22 protein-coding genes and 1 tRNA gene are annotated in these 26,248 nt (G+C 74.9%); 16 read left to right on the forward strand and 7 right to left on the reverse strand.

All coding sequences use genetic code 11. The annotated features are described in order from the left end of the window. Positions 1-119: 119 nt before the first annotated feature. Positions 120-1,313, forward strand: coding sequence for a PP2C family protein-serine/threonine phosphatase (locus MCM47_RS33485; RefSeq protein ID WP_238950134.1), 1,194 nt, complete (start codon positions 120-122; stop codon positions 1,311-1,313). Positions 1,314-1,334: 21 nt separating this feature from the next. Here MCM47_RS33485 and MCM47_RS33490 read toward each other — a convergent pair whose 3' ends face one another. Then, positions 1,335-2,312 (reverse strand): endonuclease/exonuclease/phosphatase family protein, encoded by a 978-nt coding sequence (locus tag MCM47_RS33490; RefSeq protein WP_238950136.1) that lies wholly within the window; start codon positions 2,310-2,312, stop codon positions 1,335-1,337. A gap of 78 nt (positions 2,313-2,390) precedes the next feature. Between MCM47_RS33490 and MCM47_RS33495 the strand changes: the two genes are divergently transcribed. From MCM47_RS33495 to MCM47_RS43540, 6 genes are all read left to right on the forward strand, one after another. Continuing rightward, positions 2,391-3,029 (forward strand): PadR family transcriptional regulator, encoded by a 639-nt coding sequence (locus tag MCM47_RS33495; protein WP_238950146.1) that lies wholly within the window; start codon positions 2,391-2,393, stop codon positions 3,027-3,029. A gap of 74 nt (positions 3,030-3,103) precedes the next feature. Then, a complete protein-coding gene (locus MCM47_RS33500) occupies positions 3,104-3,877 on the forward strand; it encodes an ABC transporter ATP-binding protein (RefSeq protein WP_238950148.1) in 774 nt (257 codons plus the stop codon). Continuing rightward, positions 3,874-6,771, forward strand: a complete 2,898-nt coding sequence (locus tag MCM47_RS33505) for an FtsX-like permease family protein (protein WP_238950151.1) — start codon at positions 3,874-3,876, stop codon at positions 6,769-6,771. Before MCM47_RS33500 ends, MCM47_RS33505 begins: the two co-directional genes overlap by 4 nt. Before the next feature lie 145 nt (positions 6,772-6,916). Continuing rightward, entirely contained in the window at positions 6,917-8,332 is a 1,416-nt protein-coding gene (locus MCM47_RS33510; protein WP_238950153.1) for a dipeptidase, read from the forward strand. A 60-nt stretch (positions 8,333-8,392) separates the two neighbouring features. Then, a complete protein-coding gene (gene nudC, locus MCM47_RS33515; RefSeq protein ID WP_238950155.1) occupies positions 8,393-9,343 on the forward strand; it encodes an NAD(+) diphosphatase in 951 nt (316 codons plus the stop codon). A gap of 277 nt (positions 9,344-9,620) precedes the next feature. Then, positions 9,621-10,484 (forward strand): GntR family transcriptional regulator, encoded by an 864-nt coding sequence (locus MCM47_RS43540; protein WP_238950157.1) that lies wholly within the window; start codon positions 9,621-9,623, stop codon positions 10,482-10,484. 33 nt (positions 10,485-10,517) lie between these two features. Here MCM47_RS43540 and MCM47_RS33525 read toward each other — a convergent pair whose 3' ends face one another. Then, the gene (locus MCM47_RS33525) at positions 10,518-10,775 is read right to left on the reverse strand and encodes a mycoredoxin (RefSeq protein WP_238950159.1); all 258 of its coding nucleotides are present in this window, start codon (positions 10,773-10,775) and stop codon (positions 10,518-10,520) included. Positions 10,776-11,210: 435 nt separating this feature from the next. Here MCM47_RS33525 and MCM47_RS33530 point away from each other — a divergent pair, with 435 nt between their 5' ends. The 4 genes from MCM47_RS33530 (at position 11,211) to MCM47_RS33545 (ending at position 15,089) form a co-directional block, all read left to right on the forward strand. Continuing rightward, complete coding sequence (locus tag MCM47_RS33530; RefSeq protein WP_238950351.1) at positions 11,211-13,379, forward strand: ATP-dependent DNA helicase UvrD2; 2,169 nt, start codon at positions 11,211-11,213, stop codon at positions 13,377-13,379. A gap of 302 nt (positions 13,380-13,681) precedes the next feature. Continuing rightward, a complete protein-coding gene (locus MCM47_RS33535) occupies positions 13,682-14,158 on the forward strand; it encodes a hypothetical protein (protein ID WP_238950161.1) in 477 nt (158 codons plus the stop codon). Between the two features lie 167 nt (positions 14,159-14,325). Continuing rightward, positions 14,326-14,694, forward strand: a complete 369-nt coding sequence (locus MCM47_RS33540) for a WhiB family transcriptional regulator (RefSeq protein WP_374209253.1) — start codon at positions 14,326-14,328, stop codon at positions 14,692-14,694. After that, on the forward strand, positions 14,691-15,089 hold the full coding sequence (locus tag MCM47_RS33545; RefSeq protein ID WP_238950163.1) for a hypothetical protein: 399 nt from the start codon (positions 14,691-14,693) through the stop codon (positions 15,087-15,089). Before MCM47_RS33540 ends, MCM47_RS33545 begins: the two co-directional genes overlap by 4 nt. A gap of 99 nt (positions 15,090-15,188) precedes the next feature. Here MCM47_RS33545 and MCM47_RS33550 read toward each other — a convergent pair whose 3' ends face one another. The 3 genes from MCM47_RS33550 to MCM47_RS33560 form a co-directional block, all read right to left on the reverse strand. Continuing rightward, complete coding sequence (locus MCM47_RS33550) at positions 15,189-16,529, reverse strand: AarF/ABC1/UbiB kinase family protein (protein ID WP_238950174.1); 1,341 nt, start codon at positions 16,527-16,529, stop codon at positions 15,189-15,191. A gap of 123 nt (positions 16,530-16,652) precedes the next feature. Then, entirely contained in the window at positions 16,653-17,555 is a 903-nt protein-coding gene (locus MCM47_RS33555) for an aminoglycoside phosphotransferase family protein (RefSeq protein ID WP_238950176.1), read from the reverse strand. Positions 17,556-17,756: 201 nt separating this feature from the next. Further along, positions 17,757-18,845 (reverse strand): ThiF family adenylyltransferase, encoded by a 1,089-nt coding sequence (locus tag MCM47_RS33560; protein WP_238950178.1) that lies wholly within the window; start codon positions 18,843-18,845, stop codon positions 17,757-17,759. Positions 18,846-19,256: 411 nt separating this feature from the next. On the opposite strand from MCM47_RS33560, the gene MCM47_RS33565 reads away from it, so the two are divergent. After that, positions 19,257-19,844, forward strand: a complete 588-nt coding sequence (locus MCM47_RS33565) for a M48 family metallopeptidase (RefSeq protein WP_238950180.1) — start codon at positions 19,257-19,259, stop codon at positions 19,842-19,844. 170 nt (positions 19,845-20,014) lie between these two features. Here MCM47_RS33565 and MCM47_RS33570 read toward each other — a convergent pair whose 3' ends face one another. Together MCM47_RS33570 and MCM47_RS33575 are read right to left on the reverse strand one after the other, a co-directional pair. Continuing rightward, positions 20,015-20,602, reverse strand: coding sequence for an NUDIX hydrolase (locus tag MCM47_RS33570; RefSeq protein WP_238950198.1), 588 nt, complete (start codon positions 20,600-20,602; stop codon positions 20,015-20,017). After that, positions 20,599-22,155, reverse strand: a complete 1,557-nt coding sequence (locus tag MCM47_RS33575; protein ID WP_238950200.1) for a zinc-dependent metalloprotease — start codon at positions 22,153-22,155, stop codon at positions 20,599-20,601. The genes MCM47_RS33570 and MCM47_RS33575 overlap by 4 nt, the downstream gene beginning before the upstream one ends. A 316-nt stretch (positions 22,156-22,471) precedes the next feature. On the opposite strand from MCM47_RS33575, the gene MCM47_RS33580 reads away from it, so the two are divergent. The 4 genes from MCM47_RS33580 (at position 22,472) to MCM47_RS33595 (ending at position 26,239) form a co-directional block, all read left to right on the forward strand. Further along, positions 22,472-22,696, forward strand: coding sequence for an NAD-dependent epimerase/dehydratase family protein (locus MCM47_RS33580; RefSeq protein WP_374209254.1), 225 nt, complete (start codon positions 22,472-22,474; stop codon positions 22,694-22,696). A gap of 12 nt (positions 22,697-22,708) precedes the next feature. After that, positions 22,709-23,776: a UPF0182 family protein gene (locus tag MCM47_RS42740; RefSeq protein ID WP_308222555.1), complete on the forward strand. Its 1,068-nt coding sequence runs from the start codon at positions 22,709-22,711 to the stop codon at positions 23,774-23,776. Between the two features lie 56 nt (positions 23,777-23,832). Further along, positions 23,833-23,906 (forward strand) — tRNA-Met (locus tag MCM47_RS33590). Between the two features lie 584 nt (positions 23,907-24,490). Further along, positions 24,491-26,239, forward strand: coding sequence for a tetratricopeptide repeat protein (locus tag MCM47_RS33595; protein WP_374209257.1), 1,749 nt, complete (start codon positions 24,491-24,493; stop codon positions 26,237-26,239). Positions 26,240-26,248 lie beyond the last annotated feature (9 nt).

Genomic DNA, 26,248 nt, shown 5'->3' on the forward strand with positions numbered 1-26,248 from the left:
GGGGTCGGTAACCGGTCAACCCCCGTGCTCCGGCCGCCAGCGAGGCCCGTATCCCCTAACCCTCCGTCATCACCGCAGGTGCCCAAGGGCATCGGCGTCTTCTGCTGGAGAGACCGAAGTTGAGCGCGACCGGATGGATCAGAGAGCGGTTCGCCGGGCCGACCCCGGGGGCCGCTCCGGGCGCGACCGGCACCTGGCCGAGGACGGCACTGTCGCTGCCGTTCATCGGCATGGCGCTGGTCGTCGTCCTCGACTACTTCACTGATGCCGCGGTGACCGTCGAACCGGCCCTCACCGCCGTCCCCGCGCTGGCCGCCGTGGTCAGCCACCGAACCTGGTACCCGCTCGCGATCGGCCTCTGCACGGAGGCCGCCGCCTTCCTGATGGCCTTCCACAACGACGTGCTGGGCGAGTCGGTGCACGGCGCCACCGTCTTCGCCATCGTGCTGGTCGCCGTGATCGGCTGGGTCAGCGCCACCCTGCGGCTGCGCCAGGAGAAGGCGCTCGCCGACGCCCAGCTGGTCGCCTCGATCGCCCGTCGGGTGCTGCTGCGTCCGGTCCCCGAGCGGGTCGGCACCGTCCGGGCCGCCGTCCACTACGAGGCCGCCGCCGCGCACGCCAGGATCGGCGGGGACCTCTACGAGGTGGTCAACACCCGGCACGGCGTCCGGGCCGTGGTCGGCGACGTCCGGGGCAAGGGGCTCGGCGCGGTGGAGACCGCCGCCGCCGTGCTCGGCGCCTTCCGCGAGGCCGCCCACCAGGAGCCTGCGCTGGACCGGGTGGCCGGCTGGCTCGCCGTCAGCCTCGACCGCGCGCTGCACGAGAACGACCACCCAGGAGTCGAGGAGGAGTTCGTCACCCTGGTGCTGATCGGGATCCGCCCCGACGGCACCGCCGAGATCGTCAACTGCGGCCACCCCGCGCCGCTGCTGCTGCGCGGCGGCGAGCCGGTCCGGCAGCTGGAGCTGGCCGAGACGGTGCCCCCGCTCGGCGTGCTCGACCCGGCCGACGTCCGACCGCCGGTGCACCGGATCCCGTTGCGCCGGGGCGATCGCGTCCTGCTCTTCACCGACGGCGTGATCGAGGCCCGGGACCGGGCCGGTACCTTCTACCCGCTCGCCGACCGGCTGCCGCGGTGCGCGGACGGGAACCCGGTGGACGTCCTGCAGCGGCTGCACGAGGACGTGGTGCGCCACGTCGGCCGCCAGCTCGGCGACGACGCGGCGATGCTGCTGCTCCAGTACGACCCCCCGGTACCGCCGGGCGCCCACCTGCCGCACCAGAACGGGCTGGCGGCGCAGCCCAGGGCCTGAGCCGGCCGGGGTCCGGGCCGGTCAGAGGCTGACCCGCACCACCAGCGGGCGGTGGTCCGAGACCGCCGTCCGCGGTGCGGCCGCCGGGCCGACGGCTGCCCGCGGCACGCCCACCGCCAGCACGTGGTCGAACTGCACCGCCGGCCGGTGCGAGGGGTAGGTGGGCGTGCGGGCCAGGTCCTGCCAGCCCTGCAGCCGGGCCCGCGGCTCGCGCACCCGCCGGCGGCGCGGCTCCACCAGCGCCGGCCGGGCCCGCCGGGCCTCCCGCAGTTCGCGGACCCGGACCCGGGCCCGCGGTGCGGTGCGCTCCAGCGCGGCCGCCCCGCCCAGGACCGTCCGGGGCACCGCGCCGACCAGGTTGAAGTCCCCCAGCACCAGGTAGGGCCGGGGCAGGTCCGCGATCCACCGCCGGATCGCGGCGAGCTGCGCCATGTTCCATCCCGGCACGAAGGACAGGTGCGCGGCCACCACCGTGAACGGGCCGCGCCCGCCCTCCAGGACGGCCGCCAGCGCCGCCCGCGGCTCGTCCGGGACCGGCGTCAGCCCACGCCGCCCGGCCACCCGCAGCGGCAGCCCGAACGGCGCCGGGGCGAACCGCCGGGCCCGCCAGTGCCGGACCGGCAGCCGGGTCAGCAGCGCGGTGCCGTACGAGGGCGGGGCATGGTCGCCGACCTCGCCCGGCCCGTACACCTGGATCCCGGGCGGCGCCGCGGGGTCGGGCAGCCAGCCGGCCACCGGGGCCGGGCGGCCGTGCAGCGCGGCGGCGAACCGCCAGTCCGCCGCGCCCATCGCCTTGGCGGCCGCCGCCGTCTGGTCGGTGCCGCCGGAGCGGGCCTGGTACCGGTCCACCTCCTGGAGTGCCAGGACGTCGGCGTCCAGGGCGGCCACCGCCTCGGCCAGCGGCGCGTCCGGATCGGCCGGGAAGGGCCGCGGACCGCCGTCCGGGGCGAGCGGCTGACCGTGCAACAGGTTGAAGGTGGCGATGCGCAACTGGCTCACACCGGACGACGGTACCCGCTCGGCGGCGGAGCGGGCGCCGCTTGAGCCGGCCGGGCATACCGGGTATACATACTCGGTATGTCCATCCGTCACGGTCTCCTCGCCCTGCTCGACCAGGGCCCGCGCTACGGCTACCAGCTGCGCACCGAGTTCGAGGCGCGCACCGGCGCCACCTGGCCGCTCAACGTCGGCCAGGTCTACACCACGCTGTCCCGGCTGGAGCGCGACGGCCTGGTCGAGCCCGCGGGGGAGGACGAGGAAGGGCACCAGTTCTACGCGATCACCGCGTCCGGCCGGGACGAGCTGCACGCCTGGTTCGACACCCCGGTGCCGCGGACCAACCCGCCGCGCGACGAGCTGGCGATCAAGCTGGCCATGGCGGTGACCGTCCCCGGCGTGGACGTGCCCGCCGTCGTCCAGGGCCAGCGCCGCCACAGCATCAAGGCGCTCCAGGACTACACCCGGCTCAAGGGCCGGGCGCTGGCCGGCGAGGCCCGGCCCGGGGGCGGCCAGCCGGGCGGGCCCGGGGCCGACCTCGCCTGGCTGCTCGTCCTCGAGCAGCTCATCTTCCAGACCGAGGCCGAGATCCGCTGGCTCGACCACTGCGAGACCAGGCTGGCCCAGCAGGCCGAGATCGAGCAGGCCAGGGCCGCCGAGGCCGCCGCCGCGCCGGAGGGCGGCACCCGCCGGATCGGCCGCCGCCGGACCAGGGCCTGAACCCCGTCCGGACCACAGGAACCACCCGGTCCGGCCGGTCACCCGGCCCGGGCCCACGAACAGCAGGGGGAATCGTGTCCCACACCGATCCGACCAGGGGCGCCGCCGAGCCGGTGCTGCACCTGGAGAACGTCACCCGGGTGCACGGCCAGGGCGCGGCCGAGGTGCAGGCGCTGCGCGGCATCGACCTGAAGGTGCACCCGGGCGAGTTCGTCGCCGTGATGGGCCCCTCCGGGTCCGGCAAGTCGACCCTGCTGACCCTTGCGGGGGGCCTGGACAGCCCCACCACCGGCCGGGTGCTGGTGGAGGGCGTCGCGCTCGGCGGACTCGGCCGCAAGAAGCTCGCCGAGGTCCGGCGCCGCTCGGTCGGGTACGTCTTCCAGGACTACAACCTGATACCCGCCCTCACCGCCGCCGAGAACATCGCGCTGCCCCGCGAGCTCGACGGCCTCTCCGCCCGCGCGGCCCGCCGCGAGGCGCTCGCCGCGCTGGCCGAGCTCGGCATCCCCGAGCTCGCCGACCGGTTCCCGGACGACATGTCCGGCGGCCAGCAGCAGCGCGTGGCCATCGCCCGCGCCCTGATCGGCGAGCGCCGCCTCGTCCTCGCCGACGAGCCCACCGGCGCCCTCGACTCCACCACCGGCGAGGCCGTCCTCGCCGTCCTGCGCGCCCGCTGCGACGAGGGCGCCGCCGCCATGATGGTCACCCACGAACCCCGCCACGCCGCCTGGGCCGACCGCGTCGTCTTCCTGCGCGACGGCCGGATGGTCGACGAGAGCGTCAGCCAGGACGCCGGCAGCCTGCTCGTCTCCGCGGCCGCCAACGCGAAGGGCCCGGTGGCAGAGTGAGGCTCAGTGCCTGGCGGGTCGCCCTGCGCATCGCCCGCCGCGACGCCCTGCGCGCCAAGGGCCGCAGCGCCCTCGTCGTCGCCATGGTCGCCCTTCCCGTCCTCGGCGTCACCGGTGCCGACGTGGTCTTCCGCAGCGCCGAACTCGACCCCGTCGAGAAGGTCGTCCGCACCATGGGCCAGTCCGACGCCGAGCTGCGCCTGATGGAGCGCGGCGCGATCGTGCTCCAGGCGCCCGACCCGGACGTCGACTACTCGCACGAGAGCCCGTCCGACGCCAAGACGGAGAACGGGCAGCCCAAGTACACCCCCGAGCAGCGCCGTAGCCTCGACACCGAGCCCGCCGTGCTCGCCCGCCAGCTGCTCCCGGCCGGCACCGTGTTCGTCCCGCTCCGCCAGGGCCCCTACACCCCCACCAGCACCGCCGAGGGCCTGCTCAGCGTGCAGACCGTCGAGGCCGACCTCACCGACCCGGTCTGGCGGGGCAAGTTCGACCTGGTCAAGGGTCGGGCCCCCGGCGCCGACCACGAGATCGCCGTCACCCGGGACTTCCTCGACCGGTCCGGGCTCAAGCTCGGCGACCGCACCGCCCCGCGCGGCCTGGAGGCCACGCCCTTCACCATCACCGGCGTCGTCGAGTACCCCGGCGAACTCCGGGCCACCGGCCTGGTCGCCCGGCCCGGCACCCTGATCGACCAGCTGGCCAAGCTGCCCGGTGCCGACCAGTCCCGCGGCAGCCGCGGCACCGCGCCGGGCGAGACCGGCACCTGGCTCCTCAAGCTCCCCGCCGGGGCCGTGCTCGACTGGCCGAAGGTGATGGAGCTCAACAAGTACGGCTTCACTGCCGCCTCGCGCAGCGTGCTGCTCGACCCGCCGGCCCGCGCCGACGTCCCGTTCTACGTCAAGCAGGACGAGAAGGGCGGCGGCCGGTCCGGCAACTACCTCGACAAGACCTCGGTCGTGATCGTCGCCACCGTGATGGGCATGGCGCTGCTGGAGATCGTCCTCCTGGCGGGCCCCGCCTTCGCCGTCGGGGCCAGGCGCTCCCGGCGGCAGCTCGGCCTGCTCGCGGCCGGCGGCGGTGACCGCGCCAACATCCGGGCGGTCGTCCTCGGCGGCGGCGTCGTCCTCGGCATCACCGGCGCCGCGCTCGGCCTCGGCCTCGGCGTCGGCCTGGTCGCGCTGCTGCGCACCCGCGCCGAGGACGCCGCCGGCGAGCGGTTCGGCCACTTCGACCTGCAGCCGCTCGATCTGCTCGGCGTCCTCGCCATCGGCCTGGTCACCGGTCTGCTCGCGGCCGTCGTACCGGCCGTGCAGGCCTCCCGGCAGGACGTCGTCGCCGCGCTGACCGGCCGCGACTCGCTCAAGCCGCCGAGCCGCCGGCTGGCCGTCCTCGGACTGGTGATGCTCGGTGGCGGGGCCGCCCTGGCACTGCTCGGCGGCACCAGCGGCTTCGGCGGCCGCAGCCTGGCCGTCCTCGGCGGCTCGGTGATCGCCGAGCTCGGCATGGTCGCCCTGACGCCCTTCCTGGTCGGTCTCTTCGGCCGGCTCGGCCGCTGGTTGCCGCTCGGCCCCCGGCTCGCCCTGCGCGACTCCGTCCGCCACCGCGGCCGCACCGCGCCGGCCGTCGCCGCGGTGATGGCGGCCGTCGCCGGCTCGGTCGCGATCGGCATCTACACCACCAGCAGCGACGAGGAGGCGCGCCGCGGTTACGTGGCCTCCGGCCCCGCCGGCGCGGTCGTGCTCAGCAGCGGCTGGGGCTCCGCGGCCGACGGCGCGCTGCTGCCCAGGCTGCGCGGTGCGGTGGAGAACAACATCCCCGGCCTCGGCACCAGGGCCGACGTCCAGAAGGTCAACTACAAGGGCGACTGCGCCGCGAGCCGCGGCAACTGCGGCTACGCCACCGTCGAGATGCCCCAGGAGCGCCAGTGCCCGCTGCACTCCCGGGACACACGGCCCGTCTCGGACCAGGAGATCGAGCGGATCCGCGACGAGGACCCGCGCTGCAAGGAGCGCCCCGGCTACCGGGCCAACCCCTTCGGTGACCTCGCCGTCGGCGACGCCGCCCTGCTGCGCAACCTCTTCGGCGTGACCGATCCGGCCGCGGCCCGGGCGGTGGCCGAGGGCCGGGCGGTGGTCTTCGACCCCAAGTACCTCAAGGACGGCAAGATCATCGTCCGGCTGGCCGAGCCCCGGGACGAGAACGCCGTCCCGACCCCGGACGGGGACTTCAAGGAGGTCACCCACGACGTCCAGGTGGAGGCCGTGCTGGCCGCCGCGGTCACCCCGACCGGCGGCCAGGCGGTGGTCGGCCCGGAGACCGCCCGCAGGCTCGGTCTGACCACCCGCGACGCCGGCTCGGTCTGGCTGCCCGAGACCGCGCCGTCCGACAGTGCCGAACAGAAGGCCACGGGCGCGATCAGCAAGCTCTCCGACGGCACCCACTTCAAGATCGAGCGCGGCTACCACTCCGACCGCGGCCTGGTCAGCCTCGGCCTGGCCGGCTTCGCCGGCCTGGTCGCCCTCGGTGCCGCCGGCATCGCCACCGGCCTGGCCGCGGCCGACTCCCAGCGCGACCTGACCACGCTCGCCGCGGTCGGCGCCGCGCCCCGGATCCGCCGCACCCTGTCCGGCTTCCAGTGCGGGGTGATCGCCGCGATGGGCACCCTGCTCGGCGTGGTCGCCGGCGTCGTCCCGGCGGTGGCGCTGCGCAAGGTGGAGGCCGCCGCCGACACCTACCCGGGGATGAGCGCCGAGGAGGTGGCGGACAGGGGCCTGGTGGCCTTCCCGTGGCTGCAGGTCGGGCTCACCGCCGTCGTCCTGCCCCTGATCGCGGTGGTGCTGGCCGCCCTGCTCACCCGCTCGCGCATCTCCCTGCTGCGCCGCACGGCCTGAGCCGGCCGTCCGTCCGCGACACCGCCCCCTCACCCCCGGCCGCCGCCCCCGCGCGGCCGGGGGTGACGGAGGTTACAGCCGCTGTGGTGACCGCTGGCCGGACGGCCGGGGCGGACACCCTCACGGGCGAACTAAAGTCGTCCGTATGACGAGAACCCCGGACAGCGTCGTCCGCTCCTTCATCGACCGGCACCAGCCCGCCTTCCTCGCCGACCTCTCCGAGTGGCTGAGCATCCCCTCGGTCTCCGCCGACCCCGACCGGGCCGGCGACGTGCGCCGGTCCGCCGAGTGGCTGGCCGCGAAGCTGCGGGACACCGGTTTCCCGGTGGCCGAGGTGTGGGAGACGGACGGCCTGCCGGCGGTGTTCGCCGAATGGCCCTCCGGGGACTCGTCCGCGCCGACCGTGCTGGTCTACGGGCACCACGACGTGCAGCCCGCCGCCAAGGAGGACGGCTGGGCCACCGAGCCGTTCGAGCCGACGGTGGTCGGCAAGCAGCTGTTCGCCCGCGGCGCCGCCGACGACAAGGGGCAGGTGTTCTTCCACACCCTGGGCGTCCGCGCCCACCTGGCCGCCACCGGGCGCACCGCGCCGGCCGTCAACCTCAAGCTGCTGATCGAGGGCGAGGAGGAGTCCGGCTCGCCGCACTTCGCCGACCTGGTCCGCCGGGAGGCCGCGCGGCTGGCCGCCGACGTGGTGATCATCTCGGACACCGGCATGTGGTCCGAGACCACGCCCACCGTCTGCACCGGCATGCGCGGTCTGGCCGACGCCCAGATCGACCTGTTCGGCCCGGACACCGACATCCACTCCGGCTCCTTCGGCGGGGCCGTCCCCAACCCGGCCGCGGTCGCCGCGGAGCTGGCCGCCGGGCTGCACGACGCGGACCGGCGGGTGGACATCCCCGGCTTCTACGACGGCGTGATCGAGCTGACCGAGCGCGAGCGCGAGCTCTTCGCCGAGCTGCCCTTCGACGAGGAGCAGTGGTTGCGGGTCGCCAAGTCGTACGGCACCCGGGGCGAGGCGGGATACTCGACCCTGGAGCGGATCTGGGCCCGGCCGACCGCCGAGGTCAACGGCATCTGGGGCGGCTACACCGGCCCGGGCGGCAAGACCATCGTCCCGGCCTCGGCGCACCTGAAGCTCTCCTTCCGGCTGGTCGCCGGGCAGGAGGTGGAGAAGGTCCGGGAGGCCGTCCGGGCGTGGGTGGCCGCGCGGGTGCCGGAGGGCATCCGGTACGAGCTGGTGTTCCCGGGGGCGACCCGGCCCTGCCTGACCCCGCTCGACCACCCGGCGCTGCAGTCCACCGTGCGGGCGATGGGGCGGGCGTTCGAGCAGCGGATCCTGTTCACCCGGGAGGGCGGTTCCGGCCCGGCCGCCGACCTGCAGGACGTGCTGGGCGCGCCGGTGCTGTTCCTCGGCATCTCGGTGCCCTCCGACGGCTGGCACTCGGTCGACGAGAAGGTCGAGCTGGACCTGCTGTCGAAGGGCGTGGAGACGGCCGCGTACCTCTGGGCCGACCTGGCCGAGAACTGGCGGCCGGGAGACGGCGACGGTGCCTGAGGGCCCCGCCGCCCGCCCGGCGGGCGGACCACTCATCCGGATGACGCATTTCACGTGGGGATGGAACAGTTGAGCACCGTGCCTGAGACCGATCGCCCGCTGCACCTGGCGCTGGCCCGGGCCGGGGTGGACCGGGCGGCGCAGCACCGGTTCGACGAGCCCTGGCTGGCGGCCGCGTGGAGCCACCCGACCACCAAGGTGCTGCCGATCGCGGGCGGCGAGGCGTTCGTGGTGGACACCGGGGCGGGCACCGAGCTGGTCCTGCTGCCCTCCTTCGAGGCGCCGCAGACCGGGGACCGCTACTTCCTCGGCACCGACGAGGACGGCGTCTCGTACTTCGCGCTGGCCGGCGAGTCGCTGCCCGGACGGCTGGACGGCGACGCCCGCCCGGCCGGGCTGCGCGAGGTGGGCGGGCTGCTCTCGGACCGGGACGCCGGACTCCTGGTGCACGCCGTCGCGCTGGAGCACTGGCACCGGTTGCACAGCTTCTGCTCGCGCTGCGGTCACCCGACGGAGAAGGCCGGCGCCGGGCACGTGCGGCGCTGCACCTCGTGTGCGGCTGAGCACTACCCTCGGACCGACCCGGCGGTGATCATGATGATCACCGACGAGGAGGACCGCTGCCTGCTCGGCCGTCAGGCGCTCTGGCCCGAGGGTCGCTGGTCGACCCTGGCGGGCTTCGTCGAGCCCGGCGAGTCGATCGAGCAGGCGGTGGTCCGGGAGGTCTTCGAGGAGGCCGGGGTCCGGGTGGCCGAGGTCTCCTACGTGGCGAGCCAGCCGTGGCCGTTCCCGTCCAGCCTGATGCTCGGCTTCACGGGCAAGGCCGACCCGGCGGGGACGGAGATCACCGTGGACGGCGAGGAGCTGGCCGAGGCGCGCTGGTTCTCCCGCGAGGAGCTGAAGGCCGGCATGGCGGCCGGCGAGATCCTGCCGCCGTCCGGCATTTCGATCGCGCGTCACCTGGTCGAACTCTGGTACGGCGGGCCGCTGCCCTCGGCGGCGCGCTGGTAATTCTCCGGATTGGGGGGCGTGCGGCCAATGCCGTGCGCCCCCATTTCCGTTCTGCGCCCGCTTTCAAGCCTGATGATCAGGTGCCCGATGCGGCCGAACGGGTGATCCTGGCGGATATTCCGAGGCCGTGGCGGCCAGATGTTCGTATCCGGAGGGGCCGGTTCCTGCATCCGGTCCGGCGCACCGGTCGGGAGTGCCGGGCGGGGCGGCGGCGATCCTGGCCGACATTGCGCGAATCGGCTGAAACGACGTCACCGGCCTCGCTACATTCACTCGGGTGACAATCCCACGGGGCACCGCCCAATCCCCCAAATACCAGCGCCTCGCCGCCGATCTGCGCCGCCGGATCGCCGAGGGCGAGTTCACCGCCCAGGCCGCCCTGCCGGTCGAGAGCGAACTGGAACGACAGTACGGAGTCGCCCGCAACACCGTCCGGCTGGCCGTCGACGTCCTGGTCAACGAGGGTCGGCTGGTCCGCCTCCAGGGCAAGGGCACCTATCTGCGGGAGCACCCCGTCCTGGACCACCGGGCCTACGGCCCCGCGCTGCGGTCCGCGCCGCGGGACCCGCTGGTCGGGCTGCGGGACTGCCTGGCGCTGCCCTCCGCCGTCTACCGGGGCGAGGCGGCCGAGGCCGGACGGGAGCTCACCGTCGACTTCGAGATGATGATCGTCCGGGCCCGGGGCGACATCGCCGAGCGGCTCGGACTGCGGGCCGGCGAGGCCATCGTGGTCCGGCGCCAGCTGCGGCTGCTGGACCGCGAGCCCTACTCGATCGAGGAGAGCCACTACCGGGCCGGCCTCGCCGCCGGCACCCCGCTGATGGAGCCGGACCAGATCGAGGGCGGCGACGAGTCGGTGCTCGCCGCGCTCGGCCGTACCGAGATCGGCGCCGTCGACCACCTGGTGGCCCGGATGCCCGGACCGGAGGAGGCGCAGTGGTTCCAGGGCGGCCCCGGGGTGCCGCTGGTGGTCCAGACCCGGGTGACGTACGACCGGCGCGGACCGGTCCGGGTGATCGAGACGCGCTACTCCGCCGACCGCAGCCGGCTGGTCTACGGCGTCGGCGACCTCTCCGCCCGCGCCGCCCAGCTGCCGGCGCCCGCCGCCCCGGTCGACCCGGCCCGGGCCGACGCGCCGTGACGCGCCGGGCCGGGCCGTCGTGCCCGGGGCGGGTCAGGCCGCGAGGGCCTTCTTGACCTGCAGGAGGCTGGGGTTGGTCATGACGACCTGCTCCCCGCCGCCCGCCGGCACCACCAGCACGGTGGGCACGGTCTGGTTGCCGTTGTTCACGGACTCGACGAAGGACGCCGAGGCCGGGTCCTCCTCGATGTTGATCTCGGTGTAGCCGATGCCTTCACGGTCCAGCTGGCTCTTGAGCCGGTTGCAGTAGCCGCACCAGGTCGTGCTGTACATCGTGACGCTGCCGGACATCGAGGGGACTCCTTCGGAGAGGGGGGCGTACGGTCTCGCGGGACAACACTCGCCACGCACGCGTCATTCCGCGTGATGCTTGTCGGGCCTCGGCTTGCCTCCGGGGCGCTGCGACCCGGTGCCGACGGTCGGCGCTCCAAGGCTCCTCGTGCCTCGGAGCCTCCTCGCTTCTCCCTTTCGGCGCCGGCGCGCCCCTTCGGCTCGCTCGGCTGTTTGTCGGGGCCTCGGCTCGCCTCCGCTGCTCGTTCGGGCCTCGGCCCGCTCGGCCGTGCGCGCCCGCGCGCGCGGCGATCATCCTGCGATCACACCGCTCCTGTGGACAACTCCTCCCGGGTTGTCCCACCGGGCTGAGAGGATGAACGCATGCAGGAAGACCTCTTGAGCGGCAGCCCGTTCGACTTCGGCGGTGCCGGGCCCGCCACCGGCCCGGACGCGGTGCTCGCCGGGCTCGACCCCGAGCAGCGGGCCGTCGCCACCGCCCTGCAGGGGCCCGTCTGCGTCCTGGCCGGGGCCGGGACGGGCAAGACGCGCGCCATCACCCACCGGATCGCCTACGGCGTGCGCAGCGGCGTCTACCAGCCCGCGCAGGTCCTCGCCGTCACCTTCACCGCCCGCGCGGCGGGCGAGATGCGCGGCCGGCTGCGCCAGCTCGGCGCCGAGGGCGTCCAGGCCCGCACCTTCCACGCGGCCGCCCTGCGCCAGCTCCAGTACTTCTGGCCGCGCGCCGTCGGCGGGCCGGTGCCGCAGCTGCTGGAGCGCAAGGTCCAGCTGGTCGCCGAGGCCGCCGCGCGCTGCGGGCTCCGGGTCCAGCGCACCGAGCTGCGCGACCTCACCGCCGAGGTCGAGTGGGCCAAGGTCACCCAGATCGGCCCCGACGACTACCCGACCGCGGTGCAGAAGTCCGGCCGCGAGGCCCCGCGCGACCCGGCCGAGACCGCCCAGGTCTACCGCGTCTACGAGGAGACGAAGACCCGCCGCGGCGTCATCGACTTCGAGGACGTCCTGCTGCTCACCGCCGCCATCCTGGAGGACCGGCCGGACATCGCCGACCAGGTCCGCGCCCAGTACCGGCACTTCACCGTCGACGAGTACCAGGACGTCTCCCCGCTCCAGCAGCGGCTGCTCGACCAGTGGACCGGCCCCGGCGGCGGGGCCAGCCTCTGCGTGGTCGGCGACGCCAGCCAGACGATCTACTCGTTCACCGGCGCGACCCCCGACTACCTGCTGAACTTCCGCACCCGCCACCCCGAGGCGACGGTGGTCAAGCTGGTCCGCGACTACCGCTCCACCCCCCAGGTCGTCCACCTGGCCAACGGGCTGCTCGCCCAGGCCCGCGGGCAGGCCGCCCGGCACCGGCTGGAGCTGGTCTCGCAGCGCGAGGCCGGCCCCGAGCCGGTATACACCGAGTACGAGGACGAGCCGACCGAGGCGGAGACCACCGGCCGCCGGATCCAGGAGCTGCTGGCGGCCGGCGTGCGGGCCAGCGAGGTCGCGGTGCTCTTCCGCACCAACGGGCAGTCCGAGGTCTACGAGCAGGCGCTCTCCGACCTCGGCGTCCCCTACCAGCTCAAGGGTGCCGAGCGGTTCTTCGAGCGGCCCGAGGTGCGCGACGCCGGGGTGTTGCTGCGCGGCGCCGCCCGGGCCGGCTCCGACCCGCTCACCGACGGCGCCCCGGGCCTCGCCGCGCAGGTCCGCGCGGTGCTCGCCACCCGCGGCTTCACCGCCGAGCCTCCGGCCGGCTCCGGCGCGGTGCGCGAGCGCTGGGAGTCGCTGGCCGCCCTGGTCCGGCTGGCCGAGGAGTTCGAGCGCGCCCAGGCCGCCGCCGGCGGGCCCGCCGACCTCGCCGCCTACGTCGCCGAGCTGGACGCCCGCGCCGCCGCTCAGCACGCGCCGGCCGTCGAGGGCGTCACGCTGGCCTCGCTGCACGCCGCCAAGGGCCTGGAGTGGGACGCCGTCTTCCTGGTCGGCCTCACCGAGGGCACCCTGCCGATCATCTACGCCAAGACCGACGAGCAGGTCGAGGAGGAGCGCCGGCTGCTCTACGTCGGCGTCACCCGGGCCCGCAAGCACCTCTCGCTCTCCTGGGCGCTCTCCCGCTCCCCGGGCGGCCGGGCGAGCCGGAAGCCGACCCGCTTCCTGGACGGGCTGCGCCCCGGGTCCGGCGCGCCCGGCGCGCGCTCCGGGAGCCGGGGCGGGCGCGGCGGCGTCGAGCCGGGCGAGCGCCAGGCCGGCCGCCGGGTGCGCGGCCCGGTCACCTGCCGGGTCTGCGAGCGCGTGCTCACCGAGGCGGTCGAGCGCAAGCTGCGCCGCTGCGAGAGCTGCCCCTCGACGATGGACGAGGCGCTGTACGAGCGGCTGCGCGAGTGGCGGGCCGGGCAGGCCCGGAAGCAGGGCGCGCCGGCCTACGTCGTCTTCACCGACGCGACGCTGATGGCGATCGCCGAGGACGTCCCCGCGAGCCGGCAGGAGCTGGCGGTGATCTCAGGGGTCGGCGCGATGAAGCTGGACAAGTACGGGGCCGCCGTGCTCTCGTTGTGTGCGGGGGAGGAGCCCGAGGAGGATCCGGTCGACGTCGTGGACGGCGATCCGGGCGAACCGGCCTGAGCCGGTCCTGGGCGATGCGAGTCGGTGCCGTGCGGCGCCCGGGAACTCATCGGGAAACTCGCCGGAAAAATAGTTTGCGCGCCGTACCGGGAGCGCAATAGCCTGCCGGAGCGGTCAAGGGGACGCGGTCGCACGGGGTGACGCCTGTGCCATGTCCTCGTGCTCCCGCCGACTTCACGTGCACCACGGAGCTGCAGCACAGAGCTTCAACAGAGTTTCACCTGTACCACCGAGACAGACATCCGAACAGTTCGGAGCCCGGGAGACCAGGCTCCGCGAGACGCCGAGAGGAGGCGAAGGCAGTGGAAACCATCATGATCACCAAAATGACTGGCCAGACCGTCGTCGCTGCCTCCCTGCGTGCCGCCCGCCTGAGGGCTCTCGCCGTGCTGGGCGGAACCGGTCTGGGTCTCGACGCCACCGGTGTCTCCGTCGTCCCCGCTTCCCCCGCCTCCGCTGTCAGTGGTCTCGGACACACTGACCTGTGCGGCACGGGCATGGAGCGTGGCATCGGCGGCACCTCTGTCGAGACCGGTCTGTCCCGTGACTGGGCCTCGGTCGAGCTGTCGCGCTCCCTGCGTGATGAGCGACCGACCCAGGCACCGAAGGCGGCCGTAGCCGCTGCCAAGCATGGCGGCTATGCGCAGGTCATCGGTGCCGGAAACGCCCAGAAGCAGAACGAGCAGCAGATCATCACGGCCACGGCCGCCTTTACGGGCGCCACGGCCATCCGGATGCGGGCCTTCCGCGGGCCTGAACCCTGGAGAGAACGAACCTGAGTCAGCCTCAGGTCGGCACCTCCAGGGCCGCGGAACCCGTTACACCGGGATCCGCGGCCCTTCTGTTTTGTCCGGTACGCAAGACCACCCAGGCCCCCCGGGGCCTCCGGCCCAGCCCCACCAGTCAGCTGGCCGGACCCACTGAGAAGACGAGGAAGACGCCCACAGTGTCCACGGTCATCACACCGCCCACCCCGTCCGTACCGACGACAAGCCAGATCACCAAGGCCGACCAGGCCGACCCCCCGGAGGTTTCCCTGATGCAGCTCACCTCGATCGAGCAGGCCGAGGCGCTCGGTCTCCCCATCCCCTGCCGCGCCTTCGACCCGGAGGTCTTCTTCGCGGAGACGCCGGCCGACGTCGAGTACGCGAAGTCCCTCTGTGGCACCTGCCCGGTCAAGGACGCCTGTCTGACCGGCGCCCTGGAGCGGCGCGAGCCGTGGGGCGTCTGGGGTGGCGAGCTCTTCGTCCAGGGCGTCGTCGTGGCCCGCAAGCGGCCGCGTGGCCGTCCGCGCAAGACCGAGGTCGCGGCGTGAACCCCGCGCTCGGAGCCGAGGCCGTCCGCCGGGGAGAGCAGCCCCCGCTGGACACCGCCCTCCGCCGCTCCGTGCGAATCGCCGCCGCCAAGGCCGACGCAGCCCACACCGCCCACTTCCCAGCGCATCACCACGAGCAGGACCACGACATGACCGCCGCCGCCATCGACCCGACCGTCCGCGCCGAGCAGACCACCGAACTTCAGATCCAGAACAGGACCCTCGAAATGCAACTCCTCCACGAATCCCTGGCCCGGGCCCATATGCAAGAGCGCCTCCAGGAGGCCGAGCACGAACGGCTCGTCTCCCGGGTCGTCCGTGCCCGGCGGCTCAAGCAGAAGGCCGAGCGGGCCTCGCTGCGGGCCCGTAAGGCCATCGCCGTCGCGCTGATGTAGCGCCCGGGCGTCGTGCCCGGAGCCGGAGTGCTCCACCCCCGTCGTGCCGCAGGCCGCCCCCCGAGTGGGGAGCGGCCTGCGGCCGTTGTGCGGTCGGGCTCAGACCTTCGGGACGGGCTCGAACTCGGGGAGCCAGCGCAGCATCTCCGCCCGGAACGGCGCGTTGGCGCCCAGCTGGCAGAGCACCCCGATGGTGCTCAGCGTGACCCGGTGGATCAGCAGGTAGGCCGGGGGCAGGTTGAGCTGCTTGCCCAGGTTGTACGCGGGCGAGCGCGGGTCGGCGATCCGGGCCGCCTGGGCCCGCATCCAGGCTCTGGTGAAGTGGAAGGTGTCCACCGTGGCCGGCTCGATGATCGGCAGCAGGTAGTCCAGCACCGCGTCCGGGTCCAGCTCGACCGAGGGCTTGACGAAGCCCTCCTCGCGCAGCATCTCCAGGACGCCCGCCGCGTCGCCGTCCAGTGCCATCCGCAGCGAGGCGCCGATCGGGGCGGGCAGCCCGCCCGGCAGCCGGTCCACGGTGCCGAAGTCCAGCACGCCCAGCCGCCAGCCGGCGGCCGGTCCGTCGTCCTTCAGCAGCCGGAAGTTGCCCGGGTGCGGGTCGGCGTGCAGCAGTCCGGTCCGGGACGGGCCGGCGAACAGGAACCGGGCCAGCAGGTGCCCCGCCCGGTCGCGCTCCTCCTGCGTGCCGCCGGAGATCACCTCCGCCAGCGGGGTGCCGCCCATCCACTCGGTGACCAGCACCTGGTCGGCCTGCGCCACCACCTCGGGCACCACGATGTCCGGGTCCTCGGCGAACTCCTCGGAGTGCCGGCGCTGGGCCTGCGCCTCCAGCTCGTAGTCCAGTTCCTCGGCGACCCGCTCCCGCAGCTCGGTGATCAGCGGCTTGATGTCGAGGCCGGGGATCAGCGGGCCGAGCAGCCAGGCGACCCGGCTCAGCTGCGAGAGGTCCGCCAGGAGGGCGTCACCCGCGCCCGGGTACTGGACCTTGACGGCGACCGTGCGGCCGTCGTGCCAGACCGCCTTGTGCACCTGGCCGATCGACGCGGCGGCGGCCGGCCGGTCGTCGAACTCCAGGAAGAGCTTCCGCCAGTCCTTGCCCAGCCGCTCGGCCAGCGCCGCGTGCACCTTGGCCGCGGGCATCGGGGGAGCGGCGTCCTGCAGCTTGGTGAGGGCGGCCCGGTAGGGGCCGGCGACCTCCTCCGGCAGCGCAGCCTCGAAGACGGACAGCACCTGCCCGAACTTCATCGCCCCGCCCTTGAGCTCGCCGAGGACCTTGAACAACTGGTCGGCGGTGGCCTGCTGGAGCTCGGCCGTCACCACGTCGGCCGACCGGCCGCCGATCCGCTTGCCCAGGCCGAGCGTGGCTCGACCCGCGATCCCCAGGGGCAGGGCGGCGAGCCGTGCCGTGCGGGTCACTGCCTTGCGCGGAAGATCGCTCACCCGGGCCTCCATTCACACGCCCACGGCACCCCGCCGTCGGGGGCCGACCATCACTACGCCATTGTGCCCGCTGACCTCCCCGGCCCCGGCCCGGATCTCCGGAACCGCCGAGCCCGGCGCCGCTCAGCCGAAGCCGGCGACCGCCTGGGCGATCTGGTGCCGGGTGGCGGCGGCCACCCGCGGGTCGGTCGCCGCGTAGTGGCTGTACGCGTTCAGACCGGTGGTCAGCGCCCAGCCGCGGCCGCGCAGCCAGGTGGCGTCGTCGACGCCCAGCGCCGCGCGGAACGCCTCCCGAGCCGGCGGGTCCAGCAGTGTCCACGCGATCACCAGATCGCAGGCCGGATCGCCGACGCCCAGCCCGCCGAAGTCGATGACCGCCGAGAGCCGCCCGCCGGCGGCCAGCAGGTTGCCGGTGTGCAGGTCTCCGTGCACCCAGACCGGTGGCCGGTCCCAGGCAGGCGCTGCGAGGGCGGCCTCCCACACGGCGGTGAGCAGGTCCGCGTCGAAGTCCCCGGCGACGGCGGCCACGGCGTCCCGGGTCAGCGCGTCCCGGGTGGCCAACGGAGCCCCGACGGAGCCGTTGTGCGGACCGGCGGCCAAGCCGTCGGCCGCCGGGATCTCCTGGAGGGCGGCCAGGAACCCCGCCAGTTGGGCGACCGTCAGCTGCGGGTCGGCGAGGTCCGCCGCCGTCGGCGTGGAGCCGTCCAGCCACCGGGCGACGCACCAGTGCCAGGGGTAGCCGAAGGCCGGGGTGCCCACCGCGAGCGGGACCGGGACCGCCAGCGGCAGCCGTGGCGCGAGCCGGGGCAGCCAGGCGTGCTCCTTCTCGGCCTGCCCGGCCGCCCAGGCGCCGCGCGGGAGGCGGACCGCCAGGGTGTCGCCGAGCCGGTGGATCACGTGGTCCGAGCCGCCGGGCTCGACCCGCCGCAGGGGCAGGTCCGCCCAATGCGGGAACTGCGCCTGAAGCAGTCGCCGCACGAGCGCGGTGTCGGCCTCGCGGGTGGCGGGCGCGGCTTCGGCCGGCATCGGGTGCTCCCCCCTGGTCTTCCCTCGGGCCAGCCCGGCCGTCCTGATCGTCCCGGCTGTTCCGGCTGTTCCGGCCGTGGCGGCCGTCCTGGCGCGCGGTCTCGGTCGCCGGGCGGAAGGTCGTCCCATGGTGGGCGATCCGCCCGGCCCGCGCGACTGTGATTCGGGTCACGCCGGCGAGCTGGGTGGATCGGGCGGGCCTCAGCCCGGGGGCAGGGGCTGCCAGAGGCAGCCGCAGTCCGGATGCCCCTTCAGCCTGAGCCGGCGGGCCATGCCGTCCGCCGCCGAGACCTCGCACCAGCCGTTCACGCTGGGCGCGCGGAGTCCGTCGAGGTGGAGCCCGACGTGCAGGGCGGCGAGTCCGGCCACGGTGGTGGCGAGCGCCGTGTCGCAGGCGGGGGTGCGGGCCCGGCCGGGGCCCTCGTCGGCGAGCTGGGCGAGCAGCCGGGGCCAGGCCGCGTCCTCGTCCTCGCGGGCGAGCACCAGGCAGTGGCCGCAGGCCGAGCGGCCCGGCACCACCAGCGGGCCGACCACGCCGATCTCCTCGACCACCCCGACGTAGAGGTGGGGGACGCCGCCGCGCAGCAGCTCCCGTGCGGTGTGCGTGCCGCCGGCGAAGGCGCCGCTGCCGTCCCGGGGCGCCAGCACCACCAGGTCGGGCGGACGCCGGTCGGGGTCGTGCCGCGGGGCCGTCGGTGCCCGCCGGGCCGAGGCCCGGCCGACGGCCTCCCGGGCGGCGGTGGCCCGTAGCCGTCCGACGTCGGACGCCGGCAGTCCGGCGGGGGAGCAGTCCCCGGGCCGCACCCGGCCGTGGTCCGCCACGGTGACCGTGCCGGTGCCGGCCGCCGCGAGGACGGCGGCGATCGCCGCGCCGACCCGCCCCGCGCCGCGGACCTCGACCCGGTGCTCGCTGCGCCGCGCCAGGACGGCGGGCCCGGCGCCCGGGCCGGAGTGCACCAGCGAGAGCGAGGCGAGGTCGGGGCCGACCAGCTCCCGGAGCGGCTGGGGGAAGCGGTCCAGCGCGGCGCCCGCGGCAGCGGCGTCGTCGAGCAGCCCGGTCCGCTCCAGCCGGTCGAGCAGGGCGCCGGCCGGCTCCCGCCCGAGGCCTACCCGCTCGCCGGCCTCCAGCAGGGCGGCCCGGTCGCGCGTCCCGTCGAGCAGCTCCAGGAAGTCGCGCAGGGTCGAGTCCACGTTCTCGAGCACCGCGGCGTAGCGCTGGACGGTGCCGAACTGCAGGGTCTCGGAGTCCCGCCAGCCGCGGGACAGGGCGGGCTTCAGGGCGAGGCGCACGGCGGCCTCCTTCCGATCGTTTCCGGACGGCGTTTCCGGACGGTTGCCGGCAGCATGCCCGAGCGGTCGGGCTCCGTGCGCCGGGTTGTCCACAGCCCCGGCCTCATGATCACAAGATCCGTTCGCACGCCCTGTGGATAACCCGCCGGTCGACCCGGGGTCGGGATCCGGACACCCGGCGTCGGCTTTTCGTTCCCGATCACTCCACGAAAGATTTCGGCCACGGCAGCGGACTTCTGTCAGTGATACCGGGTAACGTCGTGTGCCATGGCAGCCGAACGGGACTCCCATCCCCCGGCGTCGCGTCGGCGTGCCCGTGCAGCGTCCGGGTCGCAGGTGGCGGCGCCGAGCACGCGCGGGCGCCCGGACCAGCGGCCGAGCTCCGCGGACGCCCCGCCGACCGCCCCGCACGTGGACGGCCCCGCCGACCGGCACCCCGACCGCTCCCGCGTGGAGGTCCGCCGCAGCGCCCGCCGCAGCCGCACCGTCTCCGCGTACCGCGAGGGCGACCGCACCATCGTGCTGATCCCGGCCCGGATGTCGCACGCCGAGGAGCAGCGCTGGGTCGCCCAGATGCTGGAGAAGCTGGCCGCCCAGGAGAGCCGCCGGGTGCTCGGTGACGACGCCCTGGCGGCGCGGGCGCGCGAGCTGTCCGCGAGCTACCTCGGCGGCCGGGCCCGGCCCCTGCAGGTCCGTTGGGTCACCAACCAGAACTCGCGCTGGGGATCCTGTACGCCCAGCGAGCGGACCATCCGGCTCTCCCACCGGTTGCAGGGCATGCCGGAGTACGTCGTCGACTACGTGCTGCTGCACGAGCTGGCCCACCTGCTGGTGCCGGACCACGGGCCCGCCTTCTGGGCACTGCTGGAGGCCTACCCGCGCACCGAGCGGGCCCGCGGCTACCTGGAGGGCGTGGTGTCGGCGGCGCGGCTGCCGCACATCCCCGGGGCGCGGCACGCCGGTCCGCAGGACCCGGACCCCGCTGCCTCCTGCGGCTGACCGGGCCGATCGAACCGAGCGAACCGACCGGCCCGACCGGCCCGACCGAACCGACCGGGCCGCTGAGGGCCGACCAGCCCGCCGGGGCAGGCCGGTTCCGACCTCCCGGACACGCGGAAGGGGCGCGGACCATGCAGGTCCGCGCCCCTTCGCCGTGCCGCGCCCCGGCGTCAGCCGGTCAGCTTCCGGGCCCGCGCCACCAGGTCGCGCACCGAGTGGTCGGTCAGCTCGGGCAGGCGGTCGTAGTCGAACCAGCGCAGGTCCAGCGACTCCTCGCTGATCAGCGCCTGCGCCCCGGGCGGGGCGACCGCGATGTACTGGACGTCCAGGTGGGTGTTCTCCGGCTGGTCCTTGCCGGTGCAGCGGACCTGGTGCCGGTCGAGCTTGGCCGGCACCGGCAGGCCGTCCACGGTCAGCAGCCCGAGGTCCGGGATGCCCGACTCCTCGGTGGCCTCGCGCAGCGCGGCCGAGGCCAGGTCGCGGTCGCCCGGCTCGCAGTGGCCACCCATCTGCAGCCACCGGCCGACCTTGGGGTGCAGCGTGAGCAGCACGCGTCCGGTGGCCGGGTCGACGACCGCGGCGCTCGCGGTGATGTGCGCGGGCAGGCAGGAGCGGAACAGGCCCTCGGGCTGCTCGGCGAGGTGGGCGAGGTAGTCCCGGCGCAGCAGCTCCTGCTCGGGGTCGGCCGGGCGCCAGCGGTCCAGGGTGGCGACGGCGTCCGCGTGCAGGGCGGAGGAGCCCGTCTCGGTGAGCGTCATGCGGTGGGCTCGCCCTTCTCGTCCTCGTCGTCCTTCTTCTGCAGGTCGGGCTTCCCGGTGCCCGGCTCGGCCGGCTTCGAGGCACCCGGCGCGCCGCCCGCGGCGGCCTCGCCGAGCAGCTTGTCGATCGCGGAGAAGTCGAGGCCGCCCTCCAGGCCGTCGGCGGCGTCCCGGTGCACGAAGGCGTCCGGGTCGTCCAGGTCGGCGGCGGTGGGGAGCATGTCGGGGTGCTGCCAGAGGTCGTCGCGGCCCTCGATGCCCCGGGCGTCGGCGAGCAGCGCCCAGAGCCGGGAGGCGTCGCGCAGCCGGCGCGGGCGCAGCTCCAGACCGACCAGGGTGGCGAAGGTCTGCTCGGCCGGTCCACCGGCCGCGCGGCGGCGGCGGACGGTCTCGCGCAGCGCCGCGGACTGCGGCAGGTGCGGCTCGGCGGCGGCGTGGACGACCGCGTCGACCCAGCCCTCGACCAGGGCCAGGGCGGTCTCCAGCCGGGCCAGCGCGGCCTTCTGCTCGGGGGTGTCCTCGGGCTGGAGCAGGCCGCCGGCCAGTGCCTCCTGGAGCGCCTCCGGGTTGCTCGGGTCGAGCTGGCCGACCAGCTCCTCCATCCGGGAGGTGTCGACCTTGATGCCGCGGGCGTAGGCCTCGACGGCGCCGAACAGGTGGGCGCGCAGCCACGGCACGTGCGCGAAGAGGCGCTGGTGGGCGGCCTCGCGCAGGGCGAGGTAGAGGCGGACCTCGTCGGCGGGGACGTTCAGGCCCTCGCCGAACTCGGCGATGTTCTGCGGGAGCAGCGCGGCCCGGCCGGTCGGGGCGAGCGGGAGGCCGACGTCGGTCGAGCCGACCACCTCGGCGGCGAGCGCGCCGAGCGCCTGGCCGATCTGGGTGCCGAACATGGCGCCGCCCATGGAGCGCATGACGCCCATCAGCGGGCCGGCCATCGCCTGCATCTCCTCGGGCAGCACGCCGCCCATGGCGTTGCCCACCCGCTCGGCGACCGGGTCGACGAGGTCCTTCCAGACCGGGAGGGTGGCCTCGATCCACTCGGCGCGGCTCCAGGCGACGGCGGTGCCGGCGCCGGAGGGGAACTCGGTGGCGCCGTCGAGCCAGAGGTCGGCCAGGCGCAGCGACTCGTCGACGGCGGAGCGCTCGGCCGCGCTCACCGACCGGTCCTTGCTCTTGCCCTCGGCGGGCTCGGCCACCACGGTCTGCCGGGCGATGTCCTTGGCGAGGTCCCAGTTCACCGGGCCGCCCTCGAACGAGAGCATCTGCCCGAGCTGCTGGAACGCTGCGCCGAGGTCGTTGGGGTTGAGGCCGCCGAACATCGCCGCGAACGGGTTGTCGGCGCCACCGGGGGCACCCGGCGTGCCAGGGCCGCCGGGCATGCCCATCCCGAACAGCGCGCCGAACGGGTTCCCGCCGGCGAAGCCGAACGGCTGCGGGCCGCCCTGCTCCTTCTTCTGCTCGTCGCCGGGCCCGCCCTTGGCGTCCTCGGGCTTGGCCTTGCCGTCCTCGGGCTCCTCTGGCGGAACGCCGAATCCGAAGGGAAGGTCGCTCACGGGGGTCCTCGATCCGGTCGGCCGTCATGCGGGTGGTGGCGGTGGGTCTGCGGGCCCGGGGCGGTCGGCGGAGCGGGGGGACTCGCGGCCGGTGGGCGGCTCCCGGTGCGGCTGACCCGCGCCGGGTGCACCGCCGGGCCTCCGCCTCGGGCAGGATGGACGTACGTGACACACGTACGTACGCACATAAGCTAACCGTGGAGGATGGCCGGTGAGTTCCCCGCCTTCGGACGTTCGCTCTGGGCTGACCGGAGGAGAGGACGCCCCGGACACCACGGCGTCGCCGCCTCCAGCCTACGGCGGCAGGCCGCTGACCGTGGCCGTCACGGGTGCCGCCGGGGTGCTCGGCGAGCGCGTCGCGGCCCGCCTGGTGGCCTCGCCGGGAGTGAAGAAGGTCCTCGCGGTCGACGACCGCCGGGGCGAGGTGCCGGGCGTGCAGTGGCGCATCCTCGACGTTCGCGACCCCGCGGTGGCCGAGCGGCTGGCCGGTGTGGACGTGGTGGTCCACCTGGCGATGGACCTCGGGATGAGATGTGTATAAGAGACAGACCCGGTGCTGAAGACCTGGATGAAGGCGTTCCCGGACACCGTCAAGGCGAAGGCCGAGATCCCGGACACGCTGATGCCGCACCTGCGGTACCCGCAGGACATGTTCAAGGTGCAGCGCGACCTGCTCGCCGAGTACCACATGACCGACGCCGGCGGCTTCTTCAACGGCACCGACATCTGGCAGGTGCCGGCGGACCCGACCACCAACACCAACGAGGTCCAGCCGCCGTACTACCTGACGGTCCGGATGCCCGACGCCAAGGCCGCGAGCTTCTCGCTCACCACCTCGTTCACGCCGAGCGGGCGCGACAACCTGGCCGCCTTCATGTCGGTCAGCGCCGACCCGGGGCCGGACTACGGGAAGATCCGGATCGCCAAGATGGAGACCGACTCCCGGGCGCTCGGGGCGAAGCAGGTCCAGGCGAAGTTCAACTCGGACCCGCTGGTAGCCAACCAGCTCACCCTGCTGAAGACCGGTACCGACTCCGACATCGAGTACGGCAACCTGCTGACCCTGCCGGTCGGCGGAGGCCTGCTCAACGTCGAGCCGGTCTACCTGATCGGCCGCAGCGCCAAGGTGCCGGTGCTGAAGAAGGTGCTGGCGACCTACGGCAACGAGAACGCGGTGGTCGCGGTCGAGGACAACCTGGAGAAGGCACTGGCCAAGGTGCTCGGCGGTGCGGTGACCGGGGCTCCGGTCACGCCCACGGCGCCGGGCACGACCACGCCGACCACCCCGACCACGCCCGGCACCCCGACCACGCCCACCACCCCGACACCGGGGATCCCGGTCACGCCCGAGCTGCAGAAGGCGATCGCGGACGTGCTGAAGGCGCAGAACGACGCCGACAACGCCGCCAAGGCGGGGGACTGGGTGGCCCTCGGCCAGGCGCAGAAGGCGCAGAGCGAGGCGGCCAGGGCACTGGCCGCGGCCCAGCAGAAGGCCGGCCTCGCCCCCTCGGCGACGCCGTCGGCTGCGACCCCGTCGGGCACGCCGAGCGCCGCGCCGAGCTCCGCCCCGGCGGGCACGCCGGCTCCGGCCCCGACGGGCACGCCGACCGCGAGCCCCTGAGCAGCGACAACCGATTCCTGTTCCACCTCGCACCCGTGCTATGGTTTAACCACCGACGCGGGGTGGAGCAGCTCGGTAGCTCGCTGGGCTCATAACCCAGAGGTCGCAGGTTCAAATCCTGTCCCCGCTACTCAGTAGCACGAAGGCCCGGAGGATCTCCTCCGGGCCTTCGGCGTTCCCCCGTGTCGTCACCGGGGGGAGTGTGGGCCCGCTCCGGTACTATCGACCGTCGCCAACGACGCCGGCATCGGGGTTTGTGGGACCGAAGTGTCGGGAAATCGACAAAGCGCCGAAGCAATTCCGTCGGCTTCGGGTCCGCCCCGCCGAATTCGGCCGGGGCAGGTGTACGCGGGTTGCGGGTGATGCGACGATGGGACACATGGGGGACGTTGCACGGCCGCTGACCGGCCGTCGGTTCGGGCACGTCGCCTCGGGATCCCGCCGGCCGCAGGCTGGGGGATGCTGCCGCGACACTCTGGGGGAGCGGGAGTCGGCATGAGGCTGATCGGCAGGAACGGACCAGGAGCCAAGCCCGCTGCGGCCACCGAGGCGGACACCGACGCCTGGGCGGAGAGCCCCGAGAACCACCCCGGCGCCCTGCCCGCGCAGCGCACCAGCGGACTGTCCGAGCGCCGGCCGAGCGGCTACGGCCCCGACAGCCTGGTGCACGTCTCGGCCCGTCACTTCACCGCGTCCATCGGCCCGTACGGCGCGATGACCGAGCCGGCCGACGGCGCGGACGCGGCCGGCCCGGACGGGATCGACTCCACCAGCTTCGAGACCGCGCTGGCCGCACGCGAGCAGGCCGCCCTGGAGGCCCGGCACCGTCAGGCCGCCGACGACGGCGACCCGGAGGCCGCCAGCCGGCTGGGCACGCTGCTGCTGCGCCGCGGCGACCTGGAGGACGCCGAGCCCTACCTGCGCAGCGCCGCCGCGGCCGGGCTGCGCGCCGCGGCCAACAACCTCGGCGTGCTGCTCCACCAGCAGGGGCACCGGGCCGAGGCCGCGCAGTGGTGGCGGCAGGCGGCGGTGGCCGGCAGCGCGCCCGCCGCCCACGCACTCGGCCTGCAGCTGCGGGACCAGGGCGAGGAGGAGGCCGCCGAGTACTGGCTGCACTTCGCCGCCGACCACGGCCACCCGCTGGGCGCCTACGCCCTGGGCGACCTGATGGAGCACCGGCGGGACGTGCGCGCCGAACGCTGGTTCAAGGTGTCCGCGGACGCGGGGCACCGGGAGGCCGCCTACCGGCTGGCCCGGATGCGCGAGGCCGCCGGGGACAAGGAGACCGCCGAGACCTGGTACCGCACCGCCGCCGCGCGCAGCCACGCCCGCGCCGCGCTGCGGCTCGGCGTGCTGCTGGAGGAGCGGGCCCGGACCGACCAGTCGCTGCTCGACGAGGCCGCCCGCTGGTACCGGCAGTCGGCGCAGAACGGCGAGCCGCGCGCGGCCTGCGCGCTGGGCTTCCTGCTGCGCGACGCCGGGGACCTCGCCACCGCCGCCGAGTGGTGGCAGGAGGCCGCCGAGGCCGGCGACGGCAACGCCGCCAACGCCCTGGGCGCGCTGCACGCCTCCCGCGGCGAGGACGCCGAGGCCGAACGCTGGTACCGCAGCGCGCTGGACGCCGGCGACCAGAACGGCGCCTTCAACCTGGGTCTGCTCTGCGCCGGCGCCGGCCGCGACCAGCAGGCCGAGCAGTGGTACCGCCGCGCCGCGTACGCCGGGCACCGGGAGGCCTGCAACGCGCTGGCCGTGGTGCTGCTCCAGCGCGGGGACGAGTCCGGCGCCGAGCCGTGGTTCTCCAAGGCCGCCGAGGCCGGAAGCGTGGACGGCGCCTTCAACCTCGGCGTCCTGCACGCCGGGCGCGGCGAGCACCGGCAGGCGCAGGAGTGGTACGCGCGGGCCGCGGCCGAGGGCCACGGCGAAGCGGCGCTGCAGCTCGCGGTCGTCCAGGAGCAGCGCGGCAACCTGGCGGGCGCACTGGAGCGCTACCGGCAGGCGGCGGCCGGCGGCTCGGCCGAGGGGGCGTTCCGGTTGGCCTCGGTGCTGGACCGGCGCGGCGACGCGGACGAGGAGGCCGAGCACTGGTACGCCGTGGCGGCCGACGCGGGGCACCGCCGGGCGCAGGTGCGGATGGGCGTCCGGGCGGCGGAGCGCGGGGCGCTGGAGATCGCGGAGAGCTGGTACCGGCGGGCCGCCGAGGCGGGCAGCCGCAGCGCGGCCTTCAACCTGGGCCTGCTGCTGGCCCGGCAGGACAGCGAGGCCGAGGCGATGCTCTGGTACACCCGGGCCGCCGACGCGGGCCACGGCCGGGCGGCGCTGCGGCTCGCGCTGCTGGCGTTGCGCCGGGGCGAGCCGGTGCAGGCGGAGAACTGGTGCCGCCGGGCCGCGGACTACGGTCCGGCGGAGGTCGCCGAGCGCGCCGGCCGGCTGCTGGGTGCGCTGCACGCCGAGCTGAGCGCCTGACGGGCGGTC

The organism is Kitasatospora sp. A2-31, assembly GCF_022288725.1.
In the GTDB taxonomy this organism is placed as follows: Bacteria; Actinomycetota; Actinomycetes; order Streptomycetales; family Streptomycetaceae; genus Kitasatospora.